33 protein-coding genes and 1 tRNA gene are annotated in these 25,533 nt (G+C 28.1%); 28 read left to right on the top strand and 6 right to left on the bottom strand.

What is annotated here, in order from left to right; all coding sequences use genetic code 11:
* Nucleotides 1-348 precede the first annotated feature (348 nt).
* Together LPC13_RS01145 and LPC13_RS01150 are read right to left on the bottom strand one after the other, a co-directional pair.
* Nucleotides 349-1,527 (bottom strand): tyrosine-type recombinase/integrase, encoded by a 1,179-nt coding sequence (locus LPC13_RS01145; protein WP_005215815.1) that lies wholly within the window; start codon nt 1,525-1,527, stop codon nt 349-351.
* Between the two features lie 373 nt (nt 1,528-1,900).
* Entirely contained in the window at nt 1,901-2,353 is a 453-nt protein-coding gene (locus tag LPC13_RS01150; protein ID WP_005215814.1) for a helix-turn-helix domain-containing protein, read from the bottom strand.
* 153 nt (nt 2,354-2,506) lie between these two features.
* Here LPC13_RS01150 and LPC13_RS01155 point away from each other — a divergent pair, with 153 nt between their 5' ends.
* The 18 genes from LPC13_RS01155 to LPC13_RS01240 all read left to right on the top strand — a co-directional run bounded on the left by LPC13_RS01155 (nt 2,507) and on the right by LPC13_RS01240 (nt 12,893).
* Complete coding sequence (locus LPC13_RS01155) at nt 2,507-2,710, top strand: helix-turn-helix transcriptional regulator (RefSeq protein WP_040420121.1); 204 nt, start codon at nt 2,507-2,509, stop codon at nt 2,708-2,710.
* A gap of 248 nt (nt 2,711-2,958) precedes the next feature.
* Nucleotides 2,959-3,192, top strand: a complete 234-nt coding sequence (locus LPC13_RS01160) for a MerR family transcriptional regulator (RefSeq protein WP_005215806.1) — start codon at nt 2,959-2,961, stop codon at nt 3,190-3,192.
* A gap of 126 nt (nt 3,193-3,318) precedes the next feature.
* A complete protein-coding gene (locus LPC13_RS01165) occupies nt 3,319-3,570 on the top strand; it encodes a hypothetical protein (RefSeq protein WP_005215805.1) in 252 nt (83 codons plus the stop codon).
* Nucleotides 3,571-3,582: 12 nt separating this feature from the next.
* Nucleotides 3,583-4,353: a hypothetical protein gene (locus tag LPC13_RS01170; protein ID WP_195244736.1), complete on the top strand. Its 771-nt coding sequence runs from the start codon at nt 3,583-3,585 to the stop codon at nt 4,351-4,353.
* Nucleotides 4,353-5,720 (top strand): replicative DNA helicase, encoded by a 1,368-nt coding sequence (locus tag LPC13_RS01175; protein WP_234088478.1) that lies wholly within the window; start codon nt 4,353-4,355, stop codon nt 5,718-5,720. The genes LPC13_RS01170 and LPC13_RS01175 overlap by 1 nt, the downstream gene beginning before the upstream one ends.
* 12 nt (nt 5,721-5,732) lie before the next feature.
* The gene (locus LPC13_RS01180) at nt 5,733-5,882 is read left to right on the top strand and encodes a hypothetical protein (protein ID WP_005215798.1); all 150 of its coding nucleotides are present in this window, start codon (nt 5,733-5,735) and stop codon (nt 5,880-5,882) included.
* Nucleotides 5,883-5,996: 114 nt separating this feature from the next.
* Nucleotides 5,997-6,314 carry a hypothetical protein gene (locus LPC13_RS01185; protein WP_005215796.1) on the top strand — a complete coding sequence of 106 codons (318 nt, stop codon included), beginning with the start codon at nt 5,997-5,999 and terminating at the stop codon, nt 6,312-6,314.
* A 176-nt stretch (nt 6,315-6,490) separates the two neighbouring features.
* Nucleotides 6,491-7,366 (top strand): hypothetical protein, encoded by an 876-nt coding sequence (locus LPC13_RS01190; RefSeq protein ID WP_234088480.1) that lies wholly within the window; start codon nt 6,491-6,493, stop codon nt 7,364-7,366.
* Nucleotides 7,367-7,414: 48 nt separating this feature from the next.
* Nucleotides 7,415-7,558 (top strand): hypothetical protein, encoded by a 144-nt coding sequence (locus LPC13_RS01195; RefSeq protein ID WP_005215792.1) that lies wholly within the window; start codon nt 7,415-7,417, stop codon nt 7,556-7,558.
* A gap of 154 nt (nt 7,559-7,712) precedes the next feature.
* Complete coding sequence (locus LPC13_RS01200) at nt 7,713-7,919, top strand: helix-turn-helix domain-containing protein (protein ID WP_040420132.1); 207 nt, start codon at nt 7,713-7,715, stop codon at nt 7,917-7,919.
* Nucleotides 7,920-8,429: 510 nt separating this feature from the next.
* Entirely contained in the window at nt 8,430-8,663 is a 234-nt protein-coding gene (locus LPC13_RS01205) for a hypothetical protein (protein WP_195244732.1), read from the top strand.
* The gene (locus tag LPC13_RS01210) at nt 8,653-9,336 is read left to right on the top strand and encodes a hypothetical protein (RefSeq protein ID WP_005215786.1); all 684 of its coding nucleotides are present in this window, start codon (nt 8,653-8,655) and stop codon (nt 9,334-9,336) included. Before LPC13_RS01205 ends, LPC13_RS01210 begins: the two co-directional genes overlap by 11 nt.
* 23 nt (nt 9,337-9,359) lie before the next feature.
* Nucleotides 9,360-9,560, top strand: a complete 201-nt coding sequence (locus tag LPC13_RS01215; protein WP_147576283.1) for a hypothetical protein — start codon at nt 9,360-9,362, stop codon at nt 9,558-9,560.
* Between the two features lie 6 nt (nt 9,561-9,566).
* The gene (locus LPC13_RS01220; protein WP_195244731.1) at nt 9,567-10,109 is read left to right on the top strand and encodes a tyrosine-type recombinase/integrase; all 543 of its coding nucleotides are present in this window, start codon (nt 9,567-9,569) and stop codon (nt 10,107-10,109) included.
* 293 nt (nt 10,110-10,402) lie between these two features.
* Nucleotides 10,403-10,900, top strand: coding sequence for a helix-turn-helix transcriptional regulator (locus LPC13_RS01225; protein WP_195244730.1), 498 nt, complete (start codon nt 10,403-10,405; stop codon nt 10,898-10,900).
* Nucleotides 10,901-11,149: 249 nt separating this feature from the next.
* The gene (locus LPC13_RS01230) at nt 11,150-11,779 is read left to right on the top strand and encodes a hypothetical protein (protein ID WP_040420118.1); all 630 of its coding nucleotides are present in this window, start codon (nt 11,150-11,152) and stop codon (nt 11,777-11,779) included.
* Nucleotides 11,780-11,783: 4 nt separating this feature from the next.
* A complete protein-coding gene (locus LPC13_RS01235) occupies nt 11,784-12,341 on the top strand; it encodes an HK97 family phage prohead protease (RefSeq protein WP_005215778.1) in 558 nt (185 codons plus the stop codon).
* A gap of 90 nt (nt 12,342-12,431) precedes the next feature.
* Nucleotides 12,432-12,893 (top strand): hypothetical protein, encoded by a 462-nt coding sequence (locus LPC13_RS01240; RefSeq protein ID WP_005215776.1) that lies wholly within the window; start codon nt 12,432-12,434, stop codon nt 12,891-12,893.
* 277 nt (nt 12,894-13,170) lie between these two features.
* Here LPC13_RS01240 and LPC13_RS01245 read toward each other — a convergent pair whose 3' ends face one another.
* Nucleotides 13,171-13,677, bottom strand: a complete 507-nt coding sequence (locus LPC13_RS01245; RefSeq protein ID WP_040420114.1) for a hypothetical protein — start codon at nt 13,675-13,677, stop codon at nt 13,171-13,173.
* 426 nt (nt 13,678-14,103) lie between these two features.
* Between LPC13_RS01245 and LPC13_RS01250 the strand changes: the two genes are divergently transcribed.
* The 3 genes from LPC13_RS01250 to LPC13_RS01255 all read left to right on the top strand — a co-directional run bounded on the left by LPC13_RS01250 (nt 14,104) and on the right by LPC13_RS01255 (nt 15,422).
* A complete protein-coding gene (locus LPC13_RS01250) occupies nt 14,104-14,265 on the top strand; it encodes a plasmid mobilization protein (protein ID WP_005215771.1) in 162 nt (53 codons plus the stop codon).
* A 40-nt stretch (nt 14,266-14,305) separates the two neighbouring features.
* Nucleotides 14,306-14,404 (top strand): CD1375 family protein, encoded by a 99-nt coding sequence (locus LPC13_RS16905; RefSeq protein ID WP_267955906.1) that lies wholly within the window; start codon nt 14,306-14,308, stop codon nt 14,402-14,404.
* A gap of 82 nt (nt 14,405-14,486) precedes the next feature.
* Complete coding sequence (locus LPC13_RS01255; RefSeq protein ID WP_005215769.1) at nt 14,487-15,422, top strand: hypothetical protein; 936 nt, start codon at nt 14,487-14,489, stop codon at nt 15,420-15,422.
* Between the two features lie 598 nt (nt 15,423-16,020).
* On the opposite strand, the gene LPC13_RS01260 is transcribed toward LPC13_RS01255, so the two are convergent.
* Nucleotides 16,021-16,103: transfer RNA gene (locus tag LPC13_RS01260), tRNA-Leu, on the bottom strand.
* Nucleotides 16,104-16,255: 152 nt separating this feature from the next.
* On the opposite strand from LPC13_RS01260, the gene LPC13_RS01265 reads away from it, so the two are divergent.
* Complete coding sequence (locus LPC13_RS01265) at nt 16,256-17,074, top strand: ZIP family metal transporter (protein ID WP_005215767.1); 819 nt, start codon at nt 16,256-16,258, stop codon at nt 17,072-17,074.
* Nucleotides 17,075-17,220: 146 nt separating this feature from the next.
* On the opposite strand, the gene eno is transcribed toward LPC13_RS01265, so the two are convergent.
* A complete protein-coding gene (eno, locus tag LPC13_RS01270; protein WP_005215765.1) occupies nt 17,221-18,513 on the bottom strand; it encodes a phosphopyruvate hydratase in 1,293 nt (430 codons plus the stop codon).
* A 375-nt stretch (nt 18,514-18,888) separates the two neighbouring features.
* Here eno and LPC13_RS01275 point away from each other — a divergent pair, with 375 nt between their 5' ends.
* From LPC13_RS01275 to LPC13_RS01285, 3 genes are all read left to right on the top strand, one after another.
* Nucleotides 18,889-19,581 carry an iron-sulfur cluster assembly scaffold protein gene (locus LPC13_RS01275; RefSeq protein WP_042396479.1) on the top strand — a complete coding sequence of 231 codons (693 nt, stop codon included), beginning with the start codon at nt 18,889-18,891 and terminating at the stop codon, nt 19,579-19,581.
* 21 nt (nt 19,582-19,602) lie between these two features.
* Entirely contained in the window at nt 19,603-20,601 is a 999-nt protein-coding gene (locus tag LPC13_RS01280; protein ID WP_005215761.1) for a GGGtGRT protein, read from the top strand.
* A gap of 149 nt (nt 20,602-20,750) precedes the next feature.
* Nucleotides 20,751-21,089, top strand: coding sequence for an arsenate reductase family protein (locus LPC13_RS01285; RefSeq protein ID WP_005215760.1), 339 nt, complete (start codon nt 20,751-20,753; stop codon nt 21,087-21,089).
* Between the two features lie 73 nt (nt 21,090-21,162).
* On the opposite strand, the gene LPC13_RS01290 is transcribed toward LPC13_RS01285, so the two are convergent.
* A complete protein-coding gene (locus LPC13_RS01290; RefSeq protein ID WP_195244725.1) occupies nt 21,163-22,473 on the bottom strand; it encodes an aspartate kinase in 1,311 nt (436 codons plus the stop codon).
* Between the two features lie 224 nt (nt 22,474-22,697).
* On the opposite strand from LPC13_RS01290, the gene LPC13_RS01295 reads away from it, so the two are divergent.
* The 3 genes from LPC13_RS01295 (at nt 22,698) to deoC (ending at nt 25,482) form a co-directional block, all read left to right on the top strand.
* Nucleotides 22,698-23,651 (top strand): DUF4003 family protein, encoded by a 954-nt coding sequence (locus LPC13_RS01295; RefSeq protein WP_005215757.1) that lies wholly within the window; start codon nt 22,698-22,700, stop codon nt 23,649-23,651.
* Between the two features lie 9 nt (nt 23,652-23,660).
* Entirely contained in the window at nt 23,661-24,707 is a 1,047-nt protein-coding gene (locus LPC13_RS01300) for a DNA polymerase IV (RefSeq protein WP_040420112.1), read from the top strand.
* Nucleotides 24,708-24,807: 100 nt separating this feature from the next.
* Nucleotides 24,808-25,482: a deoxyribose-phosphate aldolase gene (gene deoC / locus LPC13_RS01305; protein WP_005215755.1), complete on the top strand. Its 675-nt coding sequence runs from the start codon at nt 24,808-24,810 to the stop codon at nt 25,480-25,482.
* The last annotated feature ends 51 nt before the right edge of the window (nt 25,483-25,533 follow it).

Consider the following 25,533-nt stretch of genomic DNA (forward strand, 5'->3'; position numbering starts at 1 on the left):
CTCTATGTAATAAATTAATATATTTTAAATTATATTACATATTTGTATAAAATTAAAGACTACTGACACTTTGTCAGCAGTCTGAAAAATGATATCCATATTCATAAGAATATGGATATCATTTTGGTGTTAGATATATAATTTTGGTGCCGGCAGTGGGAATCGTAGAGGTGTTTTTTTAGTAATTTTTATTAATACTTAAAAGCTAATATTATCAATGCTTTAGGGGGGTTGATTACTATATGGCTTTTAATGTTTTTTACCGAAGAAGTGGGAAAGATAGTGGGAAAAATAGTGGGAAACTTTTTAGATTTAGTGGGAAAATAAAATAGACTATATAGCCATAGTCTATTTAAACATACTATTGATTTTTTCATATTCTTTAAGATTTTTTTCTTTATTAATTTCAGCATATATTTTCATAGTAACATTTATATCAGCATGACCAACCCAGTCCATTACAGTTTTAATATTAATATCATTGCTTATACAGTTAGTTATAAATATATGTCTTAAACTATGATAATTTATATCTGCCTCTATATCAGCACGTTTTAATGCTGCTTTTAATCTTCTATTAGGTTGTTTATTGTCTATGTATTCACCATGCTCCTTGCAAAAGATTAATTTGTTATCAAAGTATACATCACCATATTTCAATTTATTTTCTTTATTCTTTTTAATAATTCCTTTAAGAATTGGCACAAGCATAGAAGGGAAAGGAACTTCTCTTATACTTGTTTTAGTCTTTGGTATAGTTACTCTGTTCTCATATATTCTTTTGTTATCTTTAGTTAATTCACCAGTCCATACTAATTTTACTGATTTATTTATCTTGATTAATCTATTATCGAAGTCTATATCCTTTTCTTGTAGTGCCATAGCTTCTCCTAGTCGCATACCACACATTAAGCCTAGTAATATTACTCCTTCACATTTATCTCCTTGTAGAGCCTTTATAAGATCTTGTTGTTCCTTTTCGGTTATATAGTTTATTTTCTCGTCAATAACTTCATGAGTTTTAGGATATACTATACCAGTTACAGGATTAGATTTAATTTTATTTATTGATACAGCATATTTAAAACAATTACTTAAAGCTTTATTTAAGTTCTTAACTTGATTAATAGTATGATTTTCTAACAATTTATTAGTTATTTTTTGTAAATATAAAGTATCTATATTAGTTAATTTAGCACTATTTAAGCTTTTAGTAGGTTTTATATAGTTTCTATATATTCCTTCAATTCTATCAAATGTTGAAGCCTTTAACTCTTGTTTTTTAATATTCCATAGCCATTCATAAAAGAAATTGCCTAAAGTAGAATTATCACTATGAATTGTATTACTTTCCTGGAACGCTTTTAATTTTTCTTTAGCTTCTTTTTGAGTTTTACCGTAAATATCTTTTCTTAATTGTTTTCCGGTTAAAGGATCATAGCTAGTGGTAATAGTAATACGCCAATACTTTACGCCGTTTTTAACTACCCACTTAGCAGAGCCTTCTCCATTTGTCCTCCTTGCCATTCTGAATACCTCTTTCTATTTATTAATATAATTTATCATTTAAATTTAAAAATGCTTATATAATCTAATATTTATATTACAATATGATACGGCAAAATACCGGCTCAGATTAAGTTAAAATTTGATTTGAGGTCACTAAAAGCAATCTCGAATTTTAAAGATAAAAGGGAAATTCCATTGATATATAGTTTAATTGTAGTGATATATTTATTTAACAGTAATTTAAAAATGTAAACTTAAGCCACGAGATTAGTGGTTTTCCCCACAGGGGGAGAAATAGGACGGCAAAATATTTTGGCGTCCTAATCTATAACTAGATAAGTAATTGCATTAATATTTCAAGCTGAATACTGATTTTTAACTTTATAAAAAATTAATCATCTATTTCGTCAGTTGAAAATTTTATATAACCAAGTTTGAAAAACTCATATTCTAAAAAACTTATAGTTCTATCATAGATAAACTTAATTTCGCTATCATCAATATCAAAAGGGAATGATGATGCAGCTAAAAATTCAACAAACTTAGGTAGTGATAAATCTTTATTATCAAAATCTAGTGTATCTATGATAGTTCCAAAACCTGCTGTTTTAATATTTTTTATATCTTCTTGATCAAGTTTGAGAAGCGGTGGTGGATTAAGTAAGTATCCTAAATCAACACCAAGAACCTCACCGATTTTTTTTATTGTTAGTATAGAGGGGGTTCTCTTATTATTCTCGTAATTCCAAATTGCATTTTTAGATAAATTACATTTTTGAGCTAATTCTGTTTGGGATAAACCATTTTTTTTTCGTAGTTCCTTTATTTCTTTTCCAATATCCATATAGATGCCTCCTATAAGTATATTATAAACAAATTCACACAAATGTAAAACTTTTTTAAAAAAAATATTAAAAAATACTTGAAATTATACAAATGTGGGAATATAATAAAACTGCAAAATAAATCATACGTTTGTAGGAAAGAAGGTGTTAATGTGAATATAAATTTATCAAAAATAAAAATAGCACAAGCAAGATCTTGTTTATCGCTTAATGATTTAGTAAAAAAAACTGGACTTGGAAGAACAACTATATCAAAAACTATTAATGGTAAAATGTCTCCAACACCTAAGACTATAGGGTTATTGGCAAAAGCATTAAATGTTGATGTTGAAGAAATAGTAATTATAGAAGAGTAAGAAAGTGAATATATTCACTATCAAACAGAACTAAAAATAATCGTTGCCACTTATGGCAATAAACATATCTAAAAAATTTCGCTATTAGTTGCGAAAATAAATCATATCAAAAGACACTACAGAGTAAGACATAAGTAAAGTGCAATACTTTATAAAAAAATAGGACAAGCTCCACTATAAAATCATACTACAGTGGTTCTAAGTAGATATATTGGAAAAGGTAACTATTAAATTATGGAGGGGATAGCATGGATCAATTAAAAGAACAAAATAAAAAAATACAGGAGTATAGAAGAAAAGTTTTAGAAAAAACTTGCACACCAAGAGAGCTTGCAGAAGCATGGGGAATTTCATATACAAAGGTTTTAAGATTAGCAAGGATAGAAGGAGCTCCAGTATTAAGATTTGGTAGAGATATTCGATTTGTACTATCAAAGTTAGATGATTTTTTAGATGAGCATATAGGAGAAAATTTGTTATAGAAAGGTAGTAAAGGCATGAGTATTAAGATATTAAGTTTATATATAGAAAATTGTAAGAGTATGGACAAAGAACCTTCTTGGGAAGGATTAAGGTTATTTAACAAGGTGTTTAAATAGGAGGAGTCAATGAGCAATGTAATAGAATTTACAGAAGAGTTTGAAACATATGGTGATACAAAAATTATGACTGTAATCCCAATAACTTTAGGTGGAAAAACATTTGAAGTTCATATATCAGATAAGGAGGCAGAAAAATTTTATAAAAGATTCAGTGGTTGTGTGGGAGAGAGTGAGTATAATATTGCAGATTCAATAATTGCAGTAAATAAATTAGTTAAGATTTTAGAATTATCACTTGATGTCATTGTATCAGAATAGATGGTGTTATTAATGGCTAAAAATAGATGGGAACAATTTAATTATATAGCTAGAGCGTGTCAACTTACAACTACAGAAAAATCATTATTATTACTTATATTTAGTTATATAAATGCTGAAAATGGATATTGCAGTTTAAGTGTATCAGAATTAATGAGAATGACACCAATAAAGGATAGAAAAACATTTTTTAATACTAGACAATCTTTAGTTGAAAAAAGATTTTTAAATTTCGAAACACTTAAGGGTAAAGGGTGTAAATATTACGTTTTAATACCTAGTAGGGAAATCCAACCTAGTAGGGAAACCCAACCTAGTAGGGAAACCCAACCAACACCTAGTAGGGAAACCCAACCAACACCTAGTAGGGAAACCCAACCACAAAAAGAAAATAAAAAGAAAATAAAAGAAAATATATATAATAGTATTTTTGACTTTTGGATTAGCAAAAATATAAAAAAACATAGAAGTATTACAGCTAGTATAAAAAAATCTATAGATAAAACTTTAAAGGAATATTCTAAAGATGAAATTATAGAAGCTATAAACAATTATGGTGATATGTTAAATAGTGATTATGAATATTGTAGTTATAAATGGGGATTAGATGAATTTTTAATTAAGACAGATAAGGATAGAACTAGACAACTTCCAAAGTTTTTAAATGATGGTAGTAAGTATTTGAATTATTTATCGTGGAAATCAAAGAATAATCCCAAAGAAACTAAAGAAAAAGGTATAGGAGATTTAATGGAGCAGTTAATGGCAAATAGGGAGGAATAATGGATAGAGATAAATTATATAGTATTGAAGTTGAAGAGCAAATACTGGGTATATCAATATGTGAAACTAAATGCTTTATTCAAATTATGGAATTAAAGGTAAAAGAGAGTGATTTCTATTTTGATAAGAATAAATTACTTTTTAATGCAATAAAAACAGTATTTAGAGAAAAACAAACAACAGATTTTGTAATATTGGCAGAATATTTAAAGAAAAATAATACTTTAGATAAGGTTGGTGGTATTACTAAAATTAGTGACTTGATGGGTGGAGTAATAACAACCAGTAATATAAAAGCTTATGTTGAAGCATTAAAAGAATATAGTCAAAAAAGGCATTTGATTAATATATCTAAGAATATTCAATTGAATATAGATAAAAGCCCCGAAGAGATTCAACAAGTTGTTAATACATTAATAGTTGATATGACAACAGAATCAGCAACAGAAACCGTAGAGGGGCAAGAGGAAGAATATTTAAATGTACTAGATAAAAGAATGAAAGGAGAAATAAATCCATTAAGAACAGGGTTAAGGGATTTAGATAATAACATAACTGGTTTTAGTGGTGGTGATCTTGTAACAATATTTGCTTTTAGTGGAGTTGGTAAAACTACATTAGCAACACAAATAGCATTAAATGTTATACGACAAAAAAAGAAAGTATTATTTTTTAGTCTTGAAATGCCGAAAGAGCAGATAAGAGATAGAATAATATCAAATTTAACCAATATACCGTTTAGAAATATAAAGTATGGAAAATTACAAGATGAAGAGATAAATAAAGTCATAATGGCAAATGGTTACTTATCTAGAGATAAAGGCTTATTGGTAAGTGAAGAAGATGAGTTAGTGGATATAACAAGTAAAATACAATACGAGGTTTTGAAAAATAATATTGATATTGTTTTTATAGACTATATAAATTTGGTTAACATTACTGGTAATAACAAAGAGGAACATCAAAAGATAACTGAATGTACAAGATTATTTAAAAAACTAGCAAAAAGTATTAAAAAGCCAATAGTTATATTAGCTCAAGGAAAGCAAGAATCAGCTTATAAAATGCAAAATAAAAATATAGCTTTATGGGATAAGATAGCAGTTAATGACATAGCTGGTGGGGCTTCTATATATAGAGATAGTGACATAGTTTTGGGTATGTATAGAAATGTAGAATTAGATAATAAGCTAGTAAGAGAGTATTTAGTAAAAGAGAATGAAAAAAATATAGATTATAATTCTCCTTTAGCTGATAAAAATCCTGAATGTGTAAATATATTGATTAAGAAGAGTAGAGCAAGTAAAAAGGATATATTAAATTTTAGATGGAGAGCTAACAACTATAGAATAAGCAATTGGCAATAGTAAGGTGATGAAATGGAGAAGAGTAATAATGAGGAATTAGAAAATAGAGTTTTAGAGATAGGCAAAAAGTATAAAAATGCGGACAAGCCTACAAAAATAGAAGTTGGAAAGATAATGTTAGGTGAAAGAAGAAAGTTTAAAAAGAAAAAAGCTTATAGATAGTACCAATATCTATAAGCAATGAGCTATCCATAGGATAACAAAGTAATTTAGCAATTATAGTTTATCCTATAAGCTCCTAAAAAATCAATTGTAAATTAAAGGAGATATAAGAAAATGAACTATGAAAATATAGTAAATATAGTAGATGGAATAGTAGAAAATGAATTTAGACATATACAAGAAACTTTAGAAAAAGATTTTACAGATACAAATTTAGATTATAAGCAAAATACTTTAATAACAGAAAAATTAAATAAAGCTTTAGAGAAAGAGACTACAGAAGATCAACAAAGATTGATTAGAGAGTTAGAAGCTTCTATTTCAAATGAATGGATAGAGTTATGCAAATTCTATTTTAGAGAAGGTTTAAGAGCAGGATTAAGCAATTTAAAGTTTTTAAATGAAATAGATAATGTAGAAGTTATCTTATAGGTAGAAGTGAAGAGGATTACGTATGGCAAAGATACAGATTAAATATGAAATGAAATAGAAAAGATTAAAATACTAGAAGTTTTATCTAAGGGGATTAACATAAATAAGATAAGTAAGCCTAGTAAGACTGGTAGGTATTATGGAGTATATGTAGATGAAGAGTAAGAGGTGATATTGTGATTAGGAAGAAGGAGTTCACAATACTATTAGATAAATTGCTGAAGAAGGAATTAGAGGAATTAAGAAAGAAATTCAGACCGTATAAGAGAAAGCCATTTTTAAGAAATAAAGTTACTATTGATTTAGATTTAAAGTATAAGAGTAAAAATACTCTTGGATATTATAAAAATACAAGAGTAGATGAAAGACAGTGGAAATATGAACATAAAATATTTTTAACCAAGCTATCAAGAAGTTATTACGAAATGTATTGCAATGGATTTAATGATAAGAAAAGTGGAATTAAACATTTAAGAGAAACAATAAGACATGAGTTAATTCATGCTTTTGTATATGAAGAGTTTGATGAGTGGAGAGAGATAGAAGGTTGTAATAGAGATTATTCCCCTATATTTTTAGCTTGCCTTCATTGGAGTGGTTTAGATTCACCATATCCATATACAAATAAATTCAAAGAAAGCAATTTATATAAAAACATAGAAAAGTGTAAAAATTATGATATGGTGTATATGTATTTAGTTCATTATATTGGTGATTTAGAAAGAATTACAAGAAAAATAAATAAAAAGCTAAACACTGATTCTAATAATTATAAAAAATTAAATATATCATTTAATCACTATGAAGCGGGAATTATAAAAAAAGCTTATGCGAGTTGTATTGTAAGAAGAAAAAAAGATAATGGAATGTGTATAGAGAAAGCTGTTGAAATGGATTTAGGAATAGGATTTCTAGTTACTCCAAATGATATAGAATCAAATTATGAAAGAAAGTTTGATAATAATTCAATGGCAACAATTCATTTAGAAACAGCATGTTATTTAGTAAATAATGAATTTAAACAAAAGACAATATTGAGAGAAAGTCAATAGAAAAATAAAGAAAGAAATTATATATAAAAGAGTTGAGGTGGCAAGATAATGGATAAAAGAGAATATATAAAAAAATATATAGATGAAGTTAATAATGATGAATCAGTAAGTTTCATTTATTGGTTTATTAGAGGTTATATTGAGATAAAAGAAAACAGTATAAAAATGGTTACTGGAAAAAAAGAGCTTTAAAAATTAGCGAAAGAGGAGTATAGGAAATGATTTTTTCAGAAGATGGAATTAGAGAAATCATACTAAGAATGAGTAAGGAAGAGAAGGCTGTTGCTGATATAGATGAAGAATTAAAAAAATGATTGGAATATTTAGAAATAGTGGAGGAGTTAATATGGAATTATTAACAGTAAGAGAAGTGTCAGTAAAATTAAAGGTTAATGTAAATTTAGTATACAAGCTAATAAAATCAGTTCACTTGACTGGGCTAAAGTTAGGAAGTATTAAAGTAACATCTTATGAGTTAGAAAGATTTATAAAAGAAGCAAGTGGAAAAGATTTTAGCGATTTGGATAATGTAAAGGAATTTACGCTTAATTAATGAAGTGCTTTTAAATGTTACATTGTAACACCGGTGTACTTTTTGAATTTTAAAAAGTATTAAAATTTAAAGATTTTAAGAAGTTATATAATCAATTTAAACGAAAAAAAGTAAATGCAACTCAATTCACTAAATTATTAGAGTTAAAGAGCAGAACAGCTTTATATAAATACATAAAGATTTATGAGGAATCGTTAATTAAAAACTAGTTGAAGTATGTTATATGTTCATGTAAAATGTATTTATTAATATATGTTATTAATTGTATTAGTAACTTATATATATTAAATTCAAAATGTCCACTTTGAATGGGTTGGGGTAAACTATATCCATTTTTAATATGAATAACAAAGATCATCTTATTTTTAGCGATAAGATGGTCTTTTTTTGTATTCTAATTTGTCCGTAAAAAAGAAACGGACAAATGAAAGTATTTATAAAAATATGATGTAAAATTTAATACAAATACAAGTTAAAACAAAAATAATAACAATAAAGGGGGATGAGGATATGGAGAACGATTTTTCTTTAAGTGATGCTGAAAAAGAAGAGAAGAGAAGATATGAAAGAGAATATTATTCTAAGAATAAAGAGAAAAGAAGGGAATATCAAAGGGAGTATTATAACAAAAATAAAGAAAAGAAAAGAGAATATTTTAAGCAATATTATCAAGAAAATAAAGATAAGAGAAAAGAATGGAATAAAAGGTACTGGAATAGGAGAGCAGTAAAAAATGAAAAATAGAAGAATTAATTATAGTTTAGAGGAATGGGAATTAATATTTTATAAGTTTAGAGTTATTGAGAAGTTATCTATAGGAGTTTCATATAAAGCGTTAGCAGTAGATTTAAAAGAAAATGGATATCCATGTACTGGAGAAGCAGTTAGAAAAGCAGTTGCAAGATTAGGATTTAAAAAAGACCCTATACAAAAGGTGTATTATAGAGGCGCACAAGAAGAAGCAGTTAAGTTAATGAACTCTATAGATGTTGAAAGTGTAATAGAAAATATTAGTGCTAAAAGATATTATGATTGTGCATTTGGTTCAGATGGATATTTTTATAGAGAAAATATAGAAACTGAAGGTATTTATATAGATAAACAAATATTAAAGGAATTAGAAAAAATTTCTGAAAAGCTTGGGGTTGAATATGTACAAGAGTATATAACTTATATACTTTTAAAACATTTAGATGAAGTAGAGCCAGCAAATAGATTAAGAGAATTTTCTTATAAGTATTTGAATGAAAGTAATAGATATAGTGATGAAGAAAAAGAAATAATTATAAAAAAGGAAAGAGAAGGATTTAATCTTTATCATATGGTTATTCATGGATTAGATAACTATATAACAGAAATGACAGATGAAGATTTTATAGAAAATATAACGAAGAAAAGGGATATTGAACCATTTTAATAATGGGTTCAGGTAGAAGTGAGATGAGTAAAAATAAAGATTATAGTCCAGATGAAAAGAAAGAGTTTATTGATGACTTATTTAATAAGGGAATACCAGTAGAGTACATACTTAGATTAGATTTAACTAATAAAGAAAATTTAAGTAATAGTATTAAGGAATTAAATAGATATATCAATACAATTGAGAATAGCGTAAATAATTTTTTAAAAGAAAGATGGTAAGAGAATGTGAGAGAGGTTAAAGCGTTAAGTGATGAAGAGACAGAAAATATACTATGTTACTTAAAAAAGAAGTCAGATAGAGATTATATATTATTTTTAGTAATGTTGCATACTGGGTTAAGAATATCAGATGTGATTAAGTTAAGAGTTAAAGATGTATTTAATAAAAATAGTTTTGAAATTAGGGAGCAAAAAACAAGCAAATGGAAAGAGGTTCAAATAAGTAATAAGTTAAAAAGAGAATTAAAAGAGTATTGTAAGGATAAATGTGCAGAAGAGTATTTAATAAAAAGTAGAAATGGGTTTAATAATCATCTAAAGAGAGATAGATGTTATAAGATCATAAAAGAAGCTGCTGAAAAAAATGGAATAAAAAGAATAGGGTGTCATTCAACAAGAAAAGCATTTGGAAGAAAATATTATAAAAAGTATGGAGATATTGAAGAATTAAGGAAGTATTTTAATCATAGTAATTCTGCAATAACATTGAGGTATATAGGCTTAGAACAAGAGGTAATTAATAAGCATGTAAGAAATTTATGGGAATAGATAAAAATTTGTTAGAGGATACATATATTTGAGCATGAATTATTGATAGTTTTAAAAGGAGTTACAAGATAGATATAGTAATGGTTAGAGTGGTATATAGTGAAGAATACACAATGTAAGATATGTATTTTTGAGTTTAAAATATAAAGTCTACTCTAAGTCAGTAAAATCAATGGTTTAAGAGCAAATTAATAAAAAATATTATTATGTGAAAAAATAATGAAAATTTAATGATAATTAAATTGATGATATTTCCCAATATTCAATATAGTTTTGGACAGATTGCGGACATTTTGGACAAACTAGAAAGGGGGTGGGAATATGGGAAAGTAAATATAATGGATTACCTTGAAAGTATTGCTACATGGGCTTTAGAGGGATATTCAGAAAAACAAATAGCTGAAAAATTAGGTATATCAGATAGAACTTTAAGACGATATAAGCAGAAAAATAAGGAAATTTTGTCCGCTTTGGACAAGTCAAAAATGAAAGCAAATATGAATGTAGAATTAACCTTATTAAATAGTGCTTTAGGGTATGAATATGAAGAAGAAGAAGTATCGAAAGAACGGATAGTTTATTTTGATGACAATGGTAATAAGGTAGTAAAAGAAACACCGGTGACAATAAGGGTTAAAAAGAGGGCCAAGCCTGATATATCAGCACAGAAATATTGGTTAAATAATAGGAAAGCACAATATTGGAATGATAATCCACGTAAAGCGATTAATGACAAAGAGTTATTGGAACTTAAAAAGAAGGAGTTTGAAAGTAAAGGATTGGAATTTTAATATTATAGAAGCAAAGATATTTTAATAATAAGTAAACACAACAACACTACTTATATTAAAATTTCTTTTGCTCCTATAAAAAGAATACAGTAATTTGTATATTTTATTTAAAAAAATATACGATGCTCCAGTAAGATTAATATGCTAGGAGTGATACCCCGGGGGCCATAAAAATGTTAAAAAAGAAAGATAAAAATACCCGTATTAAACTTCAGGTAAAAAAAATCCCCGAAAATGAGAAATATTAATGTGAAAAATGTAAAAAAATCAGAAGGTGGTAAAAATATGTTTAAGAATTATGATAAAGAAATTAATAATATTTTCAATAAATATAATGGAAAGCAAGAAACTATTAAAAAAGAAATTAAAGATAGAGAAGAAAAAGAGAAATTATTACTTGAAGAATTGAAGAAAGTTGAAAGAAAAATATTAACTGAGGAAGATCCAGAAAATGATAAAGAGAAATTATCTAATGTATTTAAGCTTAGAAAAGATATAAAGAAGTTAAATAATGAGATTTCAGAAACAAGAGAAGAAATAGAATATTTAAGAGCTAGCATTACTGGATTGTTTGCATGTGATATATTAAAAATGATTAATGATTTAGAAGAAATAGAGTCTAAATATGATAAAGAAATAAATTCAGCTATTGAGAAACTAGCTGAAATAAAAGAATCTGAAAAAAAACTCAAGGAATATATAACTTTTGCAAGAGGTAGAAAGAATCTTTTAAAGACACAATGCGTTAAAATATCAAGTGACATATTGAAAGGTACAAATATTACTAACTGTGGATATAGTAGGACAGCTTTCGATGTATGTTCAACAAATCCTAACAGTGTTTTTGAAATATTAAAATCTATAGTTAATAAGGAATAATTTTATGGAAATTAGGGTGAAAAAAGATTCTATTCTAGTAGAAGGATATGTAAATGCAGTTGCTAGGGATAGTAAAAAAATACATGCTGCTACTGGCGATTTTATTGAACAAGTATTACCAAGAGTTTGGAGTAGGGCATTAAGAAAAGCTGATGATGTTAAATTATTATTTAATCATGAGGAAGAAAAAGAATTAGGATCAATTAAAAAAGGTAATTTAGAATTGTATGAAGATGCAATAGGATTAAGGGTTAAATGTAGAATTTATGATAAAGAAGTTATAAAAGAGGCTAGATTAAATAATATAAAAGGTTGGTCATTTGGATTTTTTGCCAAAAAAGATAAGTGGGAAAATCTAAAAAATGGCTTGAAAAGAAGATATCTAGTAGATATTGATTTAACTGAGGTATCAATTTTAACTGTAGAACCAGCTTATAGTGGCTGTTTAGCAGAAATAAGAGGGAATAATAAATCAGAAATAAGATATATATTTGATTCAGAATTAGAGGAATTAATGTCATTTTCAGAACAAATTACATATATATTAGATTTAAAAGAGTGATAAGTGAGATTAGTAATGAATTATAATCTATTAAAAAAGAAGATAATCTACTTAAAATATGTAATATGACTTTGATTATGTATTAGTTTAATGGTGGTGGATTCAGGAACAGAAGCATTAGACGAAAGCGAAGTACCACAAGAAGTTAGATTTTTATTAGTTACTCCAGCAACATATAGAGTAATAAAAAAATCAAAAGATATAGCAATGGAAACTGACATAGGTCATGATATGAAAATAAAAGGAATAATAGCTGAATATGATGGAATGTCTGTTTTAAAAGTAACATCAAATAGAGTACCAACAGATTGTGGTTTTTTAATAGGTCACCCAATGGCAACAGTTTTACCAGTAAAATTAGCTGAATATAAAATACATGAAGACCCACCAGGAATTAGTGGGGATTTAATAGATGGTAGAGTGTATTATGAAATTATGATGTGCTATTTATGGGCGAAGAATGAGTATGAAAATAGTAATATAAGAGAGCTTACGCCTGAAGAAAAGGAAAAGGTTAATAAAAAGTTAGTGGATGAGCTAGAAATAGAGTAAATATTTTTACTCTATTTCTATTATTATTTTTGTAATTAATTTAGTTTTTATAAAAAATAAGTCATCCATATTAGAAATGCAAAATCTATTAAAATATGGATTAGTATATATTTTTCATTTATTTTATTTTTATATAAAACTATATAAATAATAAGAGATATAAATGAAAATAGAATTGGCATTATGAATAAGTATAAATTATTATTGTTTCTAATTAGAATTGAACAAATATATCCTAATGTATGAGAAGAATATAAAAATTTTTTTGAAAATTTTTTTACCATTTTGTCCACTTTTCATATGTTTTTATATATCCAGTATAGTTGTTGTATTCATAAGTTGTTATTACTGTTTTCATACATCTTCCAGAAATATATGTTACTGATTTATAGTAATTCCCATCATAATAACCTTTTATAGTTGCTGCAATTCCCATAGCTGAAATTGCTCCGCTAGTTATTAAAGCAGCTGTTCCTTTGAATACATTTCCTGATAATAAGTCTACTATTGCAACGCCTATTCCATCTGCAACTGATTGTTGGGTATTTAGATCTGACACACGACCTTGACTAGTATATAAAGTTTTAAATGGTCCATTAGGTTCTCCATAGTTTCCTTGTAACCATTCTTCTGAGCCATCACCATTCCCTCCAGGTCTTCCAGGCCATGCTCTTGTGATTGGGTTTTGATTTTCTTCAGCACTAGCTTTAACTGAAAAAGGAATCATTGTACTAAACATAGTTAATGTTAGAGTTAAAGCGATTTTTTTGAATAAGTTTTCCATATTATCCTCTCCCTTAATTTCAAAATAATTATAGTTAAATTTTATCAAGGAATAAATAGTAATAAAATCCTATAATTTACTATTTAATTTTGGTATAATGTTATTTAAGGGCTTTAATGGGCCTAATTGATTAATTATAATATAATAAAAATGGGTGAATCTCCACCATTAAGCGAGAAACTAAAAGAGCGGTAAATCTCCACCAGTAAGTGAGGTGCAATAACTAAATTGACCAAGGAAGTTAAAAAAGATTATGTCTATTAAAGATATAATCTTTTTTATTTTTAGGGGAATATGCCCTAATTTTTTTGTCTAAATTTATGTTTTGAAAGTAGGGCATATGCCCTAAAGTCCGACTAATTTTTCTTATAGAGCTATGATATTGTAATTACAAGTATTACAAATTAGCGTTGGAGATGTAGATAAATGAGTAAAAAAGAATTAATCCAGATAAGAGTTTCAGAAGATGAAAAATTAAAAATAAAAACTATAGCAAGAAAAAAAGGAATGACTGTAAGTGAATTTATTTTATATTCTTTCATGCGTACTATAAGTGAATATGAGATATATGAGTTAATGAAAAAATGAAAGTTTATTAATAAAAATATGTGTGAAAAATCCTTCAATTATGAGTGATTTGGTACAAAGAGGACTTAAAACAATAGAGCAAGTACCAGTTAGATATAGAGAAGAAGTTATAGAAATACTTGCAAAATTGGAAAAGTAATTTTTGAAAATTAAATAGTATGGTATTTACAAAATATGCTATAATTAACTCATAATTGTATTATATTGTGAGGAGATTTGAAATGAATAAAAAGCTAATTTTAAAATTATTATTATTAACATTATTATCTTTTTCTCTTATCTCATGCGAACAAAAATATAACATTTCTAAATCTAATAAAGAAACTCAAACATCTATAGAAAAAGAAGAAGGTAATAGAAATCAAGATAGTTTACCTGGAGAAGAAGAAAAGAATAATATAAATCAAGGTAGTGACAATGTTATAGATGAAGAGAATACTGAAAATAAGAATATTAACAATCCTGAATTGTTTGTTGTTGCAGGAGGACGTAATAAAGTTTCTGGAATCTGTGAATATTCTTTAGCTGAAATTAATGCGGGTCGAAAAATTAAGCCTCCAATTAGCAACAAGAACTCTACCACCTATATTGTAGAAAGTGATGAGAATATCTATATAGATGTAATCTTTGAAGTATATAGCTTGATGAATAAAGCTGAAGTAGCTGGAGATATGATAAATACAAGAATAAAAATCAAAAATGTTGAGTATCCTTGTCTTTCCCTTGTAGAAAGTACTGATGGAACTAATTTAGAAAAATATGCTTTAATAAATCCTTTGGAAACAAAAAGAATTCATTATCTATCCCAAGTACCTACAGCAGACGCAACTACTGGTGAATTTGAAATTATTTTAACTATAAACGGAAAAGACTTCAGCAATAAGTTTAGTTTAGACAGTCTTCAATATTCTATAAAGGAAAATATGCAGGAAGATGTAAAACAAAGCTTAACAGAAGAAGAATATTATAAGATAATAAAAGAAGCTAAACAACGTCAACAGGATTATATTGATTCTATTGATGATTCTCATATTAAGCAGTCAGTACAAACCTCATACTCTGCTGCTATTGCAGAATCAACAGCATTGCATATAAAATATCCAGATGATACGGATACTATAGATTCAGCTTTAAAGAGAGTTCTTAATGGAGAATAATATTAAAGTATTACTAAGCTAGAGTTAAATATAAAATTAATAAAAAGACTGTATTATTCAAAAAGAATATGCGGTATTTTTTAATACGTAATTGATTTAAATTGTTCGTAAAAGTAAATAAAAAAATAAGCAAGAAGTTAGAGTAAAATCTAGCTTCTTTTTTATATTTTAAATGTCCAAACGTTTGGGGAATTAAAGGAAGGTGTAAAGGTGGAAACAATAAGTATTGCATTAATATGTAGCGTTGTAGGAGCTACAGTTAGTTATCTTACATTTCAAAAATTTTGCCACTTTTGATGAAAATATTAAAAATTATATTTAAAATTTGAGATTTAAAGATTGTTATTGTAATTAAGTTTTCAGCTAGTATAAAAATGGGTGTTTAGACCGACAAAATACCGACAATTAATAAATATTTATAATGGTACAAGCTATTTTCTAAATATAAATATTAACTCACAATATAGAAAGAATTCTAGAAATAGAGTTCTTTTTTTATTAGAAGTGGGAAAAATAGTGGGAAATTTACAAAAATAAAAAGCTTTAACATTACAGAAACTAGTAATATCAAGGCTTTTGACTTGTTAGATATATAATGTGGTGCCGGCAGTGGGAATCGAACCCACACGGTTTCCCGCATGATTTTGAGTCATGTGCGTCTGCCAGTTCCGCCATGTCGGCAAATATTATATAAGTAATGTTAACATGTGGCAAAATGAATGTCAATGTTTTTTATACGCCAAGAAAAAACATAAATAGTAACAAATTGTAGTAATTTGCAATATAGTGTTAATATGATGATAAGCTATGTGTAAAGAGGGGAAAACAAAGGTATGGAGTGGTTTATGAATTTAACTCCAATAATGCAGGGGTTAGTTGCAACAATATTTACATGGGCAATAACAGCGTTGGGTGCATGTTTGGTATTTTTCTTTAAGACAGTTGATAGAAAAATTTTAAATTGTATGCTTGGATTTGGTGCTGGGGTAATGGTTGCAGCAAGTTTTTGGTCATTATTAAATCCAGCTATAGAGTTATGTTCGGAGTTAGGATATAGTCAAATTATACTACCAGCTATAGGCTTTTTTACTGGTGGTGTATTTATAATATTAGCAGATAAAATGATGGATAAGTATTCTTATGGGGTAATTACACAAAGTGATGAAATTGCAAGGGATTCTATAGTACAAAAGTATAAGAAGAGTATATTATTAGTTGTTGCAGTAACTCTTCATAACATACCAGAAGGATTAGCTGTTGGAGTTGCATTTGGAGGTGTAGCAGCTGGAATACCATCAGCAACAATAGGAGCAGCAATGAGTTTGGCATTAGGGATAGGATTGCAAAACTTTCCTGAAGGAGCAGCGGTTTCTTTGCCTTTGAGAAGAGAGGGATTATCTAGAACAAAAAGCTTTTTTTATGGGCAAGCATCAGGTATTGTTGAACCAATAGCAGGAGTACTAGGAGCAATAGCAGCAATGAGTGTTAGAAGTATGTTGCCATTTTTCTTAGCATTTTCAGCTGGAGCTATGATTTCAGTTGTAGGTTCAGAACTATTGCCAGAAGCATCTATTGAAAATAAGGCTTTAACAACAATAGGATTAATACTTGGATTTATAACAATGATGATTTTAGATGTAGCATTAGGATAAAAATATATATTAAATGAATAAAATTTATTATATATTAAAAAGGATGATACTTTTCCCGCATCATCCTTTTACATAAATAGAAATTTAAAATAAGTTAATTGAATTTACCATATAATAAAAGGTATTTAAGATATTTAAAGTAGAAATTATTTTATATTAAAGAAAGCTTTTCTTCCTCTATATTCAGCAACATCACTTAACTCTTCAGAAATTCTTATAAGTTGATTATATTTAGCAACCCTTTCTGATCTAGCAGGAGCACCAGTTTTAATTTGTCCAGCATTTACAGCTACAACTAAATCTGCTATAGTAGTATCTTCAGTTTCTCCTGATCTATGTGAAATAACTGCAGTATATCCAGCTCTATTAGCCATTTCTATAGCGTTTAATGTTTCAGTTAAAGTACCAATTTGATTTAACTTAATTAAAATTGAGTTAGCTACACCTCTTTTAATACCATCCTCTAATCTAGTAGTATTAGTAACGAATAAGTCATCTCCAACTAGTTGGACTTTATCTCCAATTCTTTCAGTTAACAGTTTCCAACCTTCCCAATCTTCTTCAGCCATACCATCTTCGATAGATATAATAGGATATTTATTAACCCATTCTTCTAAAAAGTCAACCATTTCAGCTGCAGTTAAAGTTTTACCTTCATGTTCTAAAACGTATTTACCATCTTTATAGTATTCTGAAGATGCAGCATCTATAGCTATAAACATATCTTTTCCAGGTTCATATCCAGCGTTAGTTATAGCTTCTAATATAATTTCGATAGCTTCTTCATTTGATTTTAAGTTTGGAGCAAATCCACCTTCATCACCAACACCAGTTGAGTAACCTTTATCATTTAAAGTTTTCTTTAATGAATGATAAACTTCAGCACAAGCTTGTATAGCTTTATCAAATGAATCGAATCCTAATGGCATAACCATGAACTCTTGTAAGTCAACAGAATTATCAGCATGAGAACCACCATTGATTATATTCATCATTGGTACTGGTAAAACTTTTGCATTTACACCACCAACATATTGATATAAAGGAAGTCCTAAGAAGTTAGAAGCTGCTTGAGCTACAGCTAAAGAAACGCCTAAAATTGCATTAGCCCCTAAAGAACTTTTATTATCAGTACCATCTAATTCTAATAATTTTTTATCTATAGCAGTTTGATCAAATACATTATATCCTATAAGTTCTTTTGCAATTACTTCATTTACATTTTTTACTGCATTTTGAACACCTTTACCCATAAAGTAATCTTTATTTCCATCTCTTAATTCAACTGCTTCGTATATACCAGTAGAAGCACCAGATGGGACAGCAGCTCTTCCTATAGTTCCATCTTCAAGAATAACTTCAACTTCTACAGTTGGAAAACATCTTGAGTCAAGAATTTGTCTTGCAATAATATTTATTATTTCTACAACATTTTTCATTTTAAAATCCTCCTAATAATAGAAAATATAAGTATAGATAAATGAAACATTAATAAAATGAGAATCATTATCAATAATTTGTTTAATTATACCAAAATTTATAAATAAATATCAACTTAATTGATAATAATTATCAATTTCATTTTTAAGGAGGATTTTTAACATAATTTTCAAAAAAATAAATAATAAATTTTAGCAATATGATAAAAAAATATCATTTTCTTATTGTTACAGATTGATTCATCTGTTATTATATAAGGGTAGGATGGATTTATTCCCAGCGGGATGAATCTTGACCCAGTTAGGTATAGTCTAGATATTTACATATATTTGAGACAAACTATAACTAATATTAATTAGGGAGGAATAAATATAATGATGTATTCAAAAGAAGTTGAAGAAATGTGCGTTGTTGCTAAAGGCGCTAATCATGCATGTGCTCCAATTCCAGTTGAAGGAAAATGGGTACAAGCTACACAAATATCAGATATTTCAGGGTTAACTCACGGAATAGGTTGGTGTGCACCTCAACAAGGAGCTTGTAAATTAACTTTAAACGTTAAAGGTGGAGTTATCCAAGAAGCATTAGTTGAAACAGTTGGATGTTCAGGAATGACTCACTCAGCTGCTATGGCTTCAGAAATATTACCAGGAAGAACTATATTAGAAGCTTTAAACACAGACTTAGTTTGTGATGCTATAAATACAGCAATGAGAGAATTATTCTTACAAATAGTATACGGAAGATCTCAAACTGCTTTCTCTGAAGGTGGATTACCAATCGGAGCTGGATTAGAAGACTTAGGTAAGGGATTAAGATCTCAAGTTGGTACAACTTACGGAACTTTAGAAAAAGGTCCAAGATATTTAGAAATGGCTGAAGGATACATTACTAAAATCGCTTTAGATGAAGATAATGAAATCATCGGATACAAGTTCGTTCACCTAGGAAAAATGATGGAAATGATCGGTAAGGGAATGGATGCTAACGAAGCATTAGAAAAAGCTGCAGGTCAATACGGAAGAGTTGCTGACGCTGTTAAATTAATCGATCCAAGACACGAATAATTTGTAAGGAGGAATTTTAACATGGCATTATTTGAAAGTTATGAAAGAAGAATAGGACAAATCACTCCAGTTTTAGAAAAGTATGGAATGAAAACATTAGAAGATGCTAAAGCTGTATGTGATGAGTATGGAATAGATCCATATAAAATCGTTAAAGAAACTCAACCAATCGCATTCGAAAATGCTGCTTGGGCATACGTTTTAGGTGCTGCAATCGCTATAAAGAAAGGTTGCACAAAAGCTGCTGATGCTGCTGAAGCTATCGGAGAGGGGTTACAAGCTTTCTGTATCCCAGGTTCTGTTGCTGATGACAGAAAAGTTGGTTTAGGACACGGTAACTTAGGAGCTATGCTTTTAAGAGAAGAAACTAAATGTTTCGCATTCTTAGCAGGACACGAATCTTTCGCTGCTGCTGAAGGTGCTATCAAAATAGCTGAAAAAGCTAACAAAGTAAGAAAAGAACCATTAAGAGTTATCTTAAACGGTCTTGGAAAAGATGCTGCTAAGATAATTTCAAGAATCAATGGATTCACTTACGTTGAAACTAACTTCGATTTCTTCACTGGTAAGTTAGAAATCGTTAATTCAAAAGCTTACTCTAACGGACCAAGAGCTAAGGTTAACTGCTACGGTTCAAATGACGTTAGAGAAGGTGTTGCTATAATGCATCACGAAGGTGTTGACGTATCAATCACTGGTAACTCAACTAACCCAACAAGATTCCAACACCCAGTTGCTGGAACATACAAAAAAGAATGTATGGAATTAGGTAAGAAGTACTTCTCAGTTGCATCAGGTGGTGGTACTGGTAGAACTCTTCACCCAGATAACATGGCTGCAGGTCCAGCTTCTTACGGTATGACAGATACTATGGGAAGAATGCACTCAGATGCTCAATTCGCTGGTTCTTCATCAGTTCCTGCTCACGTAGAAATGATGGGATTAATCGGTGCTGGTAATAACCCAATGGTTGGTATGACAGTTGCTGTTGCAGTTGCTGTAGAAGAGCACGCTAAATAAGCCATTTAATAATAGGTGGTAAAGTATAGATTAATCTATATAGATTAATTAATTATAAAATATAGCACACTTCATTTAAGAAAAAAATTAAATGGGGTGTGTTTATTTTTATGTTATAATATTTATTATTTAATAGGAGAGTAATAATAATGAATATACAAATTTTTGGAACAAAGAAGTGTAATGATACGAAAAAAGCTGAAAGATTTTTTAAAGAGAGAAGAATTAAATTTCAATTTATAGATTTAAAAGAAAAAGCTTTAAGTAAAGGTGAATTACAAAGTGTAAAAAAAGTAGTAGGACTTGAAAATTTAATTAATAAATCAGCTAAAGATTATACTAAATTAAACATGGATAAAATAAGAAGTTCTGAAATGAGAGAAGAAATACTTTTAAAGAATCCATCGCTTTACGTGACACCAATAGTAAGAAATGGGAAAGATGCTACAGTAGGATATGCTATAGAAACTTGGAAAACTTGGGAATAAAATAATTAAGAAATTAAAAGTAGAGTTTATACCTATTGTAATTTAAACTCTACTTTTATTAATATTGTATAATTTAATTATTAAACACTTTATAAATAGCATTAATTCCTTTTTCAAAATCTTCATTTTCTATACCAACAAGAATATTAATTTCGCTTGAACCTTGGTCTATCATTCTTATATTTATATCGGCATCAGAAAGTGCAGTAAAGATTTTTGAAGCAACACCTTTGGTATATGCCATACCGCTACCTACAGTTGCAATTAAAGCCATATTTGGATATACAACTATAGAATCAGGATTACAGGATCTTTTAATTTCATCTACAACTATATTAGTTTTATTTTTTAAGTTAGCATCAGAAATAACAACACATACTGTATCAATTCCAGAAGGCATATTTTCAAATGATATACCATGCTGTTCTAATATTGTAAGTACTTTTCTACAAAAACCAAGTTCAGAATTCATCATTGCTTTTTCTATAGAAATTACAGTGAAATTTTGTTTTCCTGCAATACCAGTTATAGTATTAGTATGAATATCTTTTTTATTTACAATAAGAGTTCCTTCATCTTCTGGGTTATTAGTATTTCTAATATTGATAGGAATACCCGCATTTCTTACAGGAAAAACTGCATCTTCATGAAGAACAGATGCACCCATATATGATAACTCTCTAAGTTCACCATAAGTTATGGTTTTTATTTTTTTTGGACTTTCAACTATTCTAGGATCAGCCATTAAAAAACCTGAAACATCAGTCCAGTTTTCATATAAATCTACATTTAAACTAGCAGCAACTAAAGCACCAGTTACATCTGATCCACCTCTAGAGAAGGTGACGATATCTCCATTTTCGTTAGAACCATAAAAACCAGGAATTACAGCTCTTTTACAAGTAGAAAGCTTGTCTTTTAATAAACTATAAGTTTTTTCAGAATTTAAAGATCCATGGTTATCAAATTTAATTACATCTTTAGCATCTATAAAATCTATGTTTAAATAATTTGCAAGGATTAAACCATTTAAATACTCACCTCTACTTGCTGCATAATCCATAGAAGCCCCATTTTCTATGTTTTCTTTTATAATATTTAAGTGGTATTCTAAATCTATAGATAAGTTAAGCTCATCAGCAATACCTTTGTATCTTTCAGCAATTAATTTGAATACATCATCTAAAGGTATACTGGATTTTACATGTGCATGACAAAGGTAAAGTAAGTCTGTTATCTTAAAATCTTTAGAAAATCTTTTACCTGGTGCAGATGGAATAATATATTTTCTGTTATGATTTTCTTCTAAGATATTTTTTACTTTTTTAAATTGAGTAGCATCAGCTAAAGAGCTTCCACCAAATTTAGTTACAATAATATTCATTTTTTTGCCCCCTTAATTAATAAATATTGAATATATGCATTATTAATATAGTAACAAAAATTGACAAAAGCTACAACCATAAAATTCTTTAATATCAATAAAATTACATTAAAAAATGATATAATATTGACACAAATCCATAGTATAATAAAGGTGAATAAATTTTTATTTTTAGCAAATAAAAATAAGTTATGCTTTATAGAGTTATGGGGAGAGATAAATAAATGGACAAGTTTCTGATTGACAGAATACAGACTACAATTGATAATTACAGATTAGCAAAGGAAGCTTTAAGAAACGATGGGGATATTATAAATCATTATGCATCATTAGTGTTTTCACATTATGAAAGAGAAATACCTGTAGCTAGAGTTAAGGAAATAAGAAAGTATATTAAAGCTACTACACCAAGACTATCACCTTTTAGGGGAGATGCGTTAAATATAATTTCATTAATGATTGCGGTAATTGATAGAGATAATCAAGAAGAATTTATAGAAGATATGTATGATACTATGGAGATTTTAGAAGAAGAAGGATTTATTTCAGGGTCATATTTAGCTTTAACTGCATTTACTATAAGTAAGTATAGTAGAGTTAAAGAAAAAAGAGAACTTGTAAAGGAAATAAAAGAAGTATACACACTTTTAAAAGAAAAGTATTCTAATATAACTAATGAGGATGATTATTTATTATGTGCTTTATGGGTAATAAATAATATTGGCGCTGATACTGTAGACGATTTTATTGAGAATATTTTTGAACATATTGCAGATTCTAATATAAGATCTAAAAATGGTGTTCAAAGTCTTGCAAATGCAATAATTTTAAATGGTTCATCAGGAGAAATGTATAGAAGTATGCAATTTATATTAGAGTTGCAAAAAAGAAATATAAAAATTGCAAATCAATTTCTACCTTTAGTTGGAGTGTTATCAAATCATAATCCAAGAAGAAATGTAGATATAGTAGAAGGAGTAATTGAGTATTTATGTGATGAAGAAGGCGAATATGAGTATTATATGGATAAAGGCTTTAGAACTATTATTGCTATAGTTATAGTATCTTTTTGTACAATGTCAAATAAAAAAAGATATTTAGATGAATTATTAGCACAAGGTATTTTTTCATTTATAAACAGTAAAAATAAGGGCATATTTGAAGAAGTAGTATACTAGGTGGAAGATTTGGATAAAATTATTTTACATGTGGATATGGATGCTTTTTTTGCATCTGTTGAACAAAATGATAATAAAAAACTTAAAGGAAAACCAGTAATAGTGGGAGGAGTAAGTGAACGAGGAGTTGTATCTACTTGCTCTTATGAAGCTAGAAAGTTTGGAGTTAAATCTGCTATGCCTATTTTTATTGCACAAAAGTTATGTCCACAAGGAATATACCTTAAGGTAAGATATTCTAGGTATAAGGAAGTATCAAACAAAATATTTAATATTTTTAAAGAAGTAACATCTATAATAGAGCCTTTATCTATTGATGAAGCATTTTTAGATATAACATATAGTAATTTTAAAAGCGGAATAGAAGCAGCTAATTATATAAAAAAAAGAGTATACAGTGAATTGGGATTAACTTTATCCATTGGAATATCCTATAATAAATTTTTAGCAAAGCTTGCATCTGATTGGAATAAACCAAATGGAATAATGATTATAAATAAGGATATGATTCCAGAAATATTAAAGCCATTATCTATATCAAAAATATATGGTTTAGGTGAAAAATCTGTAAAAAGGCTTAATAATATGGGAATGTTTAAAATAGAAGATTTATACCCCATGCCTAAAGAATTTTTTGTTGAGTATTTTGGTAAGCAGGGGTTAGAAATATATGATAGGATAAGAGGTATTGATAATAGAGAATTAAAAGTTAATAGAGATAGAAAATCTTATGGAAGAGAAACAACTTTAAAATTTAATACAGAAGAGAAAGAAGAGATTATTTCTTATGCAAATGCATTTTGTATAGAGTTAAGAGAAGAATTAAAAAGAAGGAATGTATTTATAAAAACTATAACAGTTAAATATAAAACAAGCAATTTTGAAAGTCATACAAGGAGTAGGACTATAGGATATTACACAAACGATTATGATGTGATATTTAATGTTGTAAAAGAGATAATTGAAGCTGAGGATTTTTTAGGTGGAATAAGGCTAATTGGAGTTTCGGTTTCTAGTATAAGAGAAGAAAAAACCGAACAATTAACACTGTTTTAAAGACAATATTAACAAAAATAACTTAAAAATCTTTTAAATACTACAAATATCAATTATAATAATAAGGGGCTACTATAAAATTACTTTGGAGGTATTAGATATGGATAAGGCACAAATAGCTAAAATGATCGACCACACAATATTAAAAGCAGAAGCTACTGAAAAGGAAGTTATTAAGCTTTGTAAAGAAGCTGTAGAATATAATTTTGCATCTGTATGTGTTAATCCTGCGATGGTTAGCGTTGCAGCAAATGTTTTAGAAGGAACTGATGTTGATGTATGTACAGTTATAGGATTTCCTTTAGGTGCAAATACAACAGAAGTTAAAGCGTTTGAAACAGCAGATGCTATTGCAAAAGGTGCTACTGAAGTTGATATGGTTATCAATGTAGGTAAGTTAAAAGAAAGAAACTTAGAATATGTAAAAAATGATATAAAAGCAGTAGTAGATGCAGCTAAGGGAAAAGCATTAACAAAGGTAATAATAGAAACTTGCCTTTTAACAGATGAAGAAAAGGTTATAGCTTGTGAATTATCTAAAGAAGCAGGTGCTGACTTTGTTAAGACTTCTACTGGATTCTCAACAGGTGGAGCTACAGCTTCAGATATCAAATTAATGAGAGAAACAGTAGGACCTGATATGGGAGTTAAAGCTTCTGGTGGAGTTAGAAGTAGAGAAGATGCAGAGCTTATGATTGAAAATGGAGCTACAAGAATAGGTGCTTCAGCATCAATTGCAATTTGTGAAGGAACAAAATCAAATTCAAACTATTAATATAATAAAAAAGAGCTATTTTAGCTCTTTTTTTTGTTTTCAAATAAATTT

This window comes from Clostridium celatum (genome assembly GCF_021412605.1).
Taxonomy (GTDB): Bacteria; Bacillota; Clostridia; order Clostridiales; family Clostridiaceae; genus Clostridium; species Clostridium celatum.

Coding starts and splice junctions, on each gene's coding strand:
- LPC13_RS01295 (WP_005215757.1), top strand. CDS start 22,698: ATGGACAAGTTTCTGATTGACAGAATACAGACTACAATTGATAATTAC.
- LPC13_RS01245 (WP_040420114.1), bottom strand. CDS start 13,677: ATGGAAAACTTATTCAAAAAAATCGCTTTAACTCTAACATTAACTATG.
- LPC13_RS01290 (WP_195244725.1), bottom strand. CDS start 22,473: ATGAATATTATTGTAACTAAATTTGGTGGAAGCTCTTTAGCTGATGCT.
- LPC13_RS01150 (WP_005215814.1), bottom strand. CDS start 2,353: ATGGATATTGGAAAAGAAATAAAGGAACTACGAAAAAAAAATGGTTTA.
- LPC13_RS01160 (WP_005215806.1), top strand. CDS start 2,959: ATGGATCAATTAAAAGAACAAAATAAAAAAATACAGGAGTATAGAAGA.
- deoC (WP_005215755.1), top strand. CDS start 24,808: ATGGATAAGGCACAAATAGCTAAAATGATCGACCACACAATATTAAAA.
- LPC13_RS01240 (WP_005215776.1), top strand. CDS start 12,432: ATGGTGGTGGATTCAGGAACAGAAGCATTAGACGAAAGCGAAGTACCA.
- LPC13_RS01280 (WP_005215761.1), top strand. CDS start 19,603: ATGGCATTATTTGAAAGTTATGAAAGAAGAATAGGACAAATCACTCCA.
- LPC13_RS01175 (WP_234088478.1), top strand. CDS start 4,353: ATGGATAGAGATAAATTATATAGTATTGAAGTTGAAGAGCAAATACTG.
- eno (WP_005215765.1), bottom strand. CDS start 18,513: ATGAAAAATGTTGTAGAAATAATAAATATTATTGCAAGACAAATTCTT.
- LPC13_RS01275 (WP_042396479.1), top strand. CDS start 18,889: ATGATGTATTCAAAAGAAGTTGAAGAAATGTGCGTTGTTGCTAAAGGC.
- LPC13_RS01265 (WP_005215767.1), top strand. CDS start 16,256: ATGGAGTGGTTTATGAATTTAACTCCAATAATGCAGGGGTTAGTTGCA.
- LPC13_RS01250 (WP_005215771.1), top strand. CDS start 14,104: ATGAGTAAAAAAGAATTAATCCAGATAAGAGTTTCAGAAGATGAAAAA.
- LPC13_RS01215 (WP_147576283.1), top strand. CDS start 9,360: ATGAGTAAAAATAAAGATTATAGTCCAGATGAAAAGAAAGAGTTTATT.
- LPC13_RS01185 (WP_005215796.1), top strand. CDS start 5,997: ATGAACTATGAAAATATAGTAAATATAGTAGATGGAATAGTAGAAAAT.
- LPC13_RS01235 (WP_005215778.1), top strand. CDS start 11,784: ATGGAAATTAGGGTGAAAAAAGATTCTATTCTAGTAGAAGGATATGTA.
- LPC13_RS01180 (WP_005215798.1), top strand. CDS start 5,733: ATGGAGAAGAGTAATAATGAGGAATTAGAAAATAGAGTTTTAGAGATA.
- LPC13_RS01145 (WP_005215815.1), bottom strand. CDS start 1,527: ATGGCAAGGAGGACAAATGGAGAAGGCTCTGCTAAGTGGGTAGTTAAA.
- LPC13_RS01205 (WP_195244732.1), top strand. CDS start 8,430: ATGGAGAACGATTTTTCTTTAAGTGATGCTGAAAAAGAAGAGAAGAGA.
- LPC13_RS01195 (WP_005215792.1), top strand. CDS start 7,415: ATGGATAAAAGAGAATATATAAAAAAATATATAGATGAAGTTAATAAT.
- LPC13_RS01285 (WP_005215760.1), top strand. CDS start 20,751: ATGAATATACAAATTTTTGGAACAAAGAAGTGTAATGATACGAAAAAA.
- LPC13_RS01200 (WP_040420132.1), top strand. CDS start 7,713: ATGGAATTATTAACAGTAAGAGAAGTGTCAGTAAAATTAAAGGTTAAT.
- LPC13_RS01165 (WP_005215805.1), top strand. CDS start 3,319: ATGAGCAATGTAATAGAATTTACAGAAGAGTTTGAAACATATGGTGAT.
- LPC13_RS01210 (WP_005215786.1), top strand. CDS start 8,653: ATGAAAAATAGAAGAATTAATTATAGTTTAGAGGAATGGGAATTAATA.
- LPC13_RS01170 (WP_195244736.1), top strand. CDS start 3,583: ATGGCTAAAAATAGATGGGAACAATTTAATTATATAGCTAGAGCGTGT.
- LPC13_RS01255 (WP_005215769.1), top strand. CDS start 14,487: ATGAATAAAAAGCTAATTTTAAAATTATTATTATTAACATTATTATCT.
- LPC13_RS16905 (WP_267955906.1), top strand. CDS start 14,306: ATGAGTGATTTGGTACAAAGAGGACTTAAAACAATAGAGCAAGTACCA.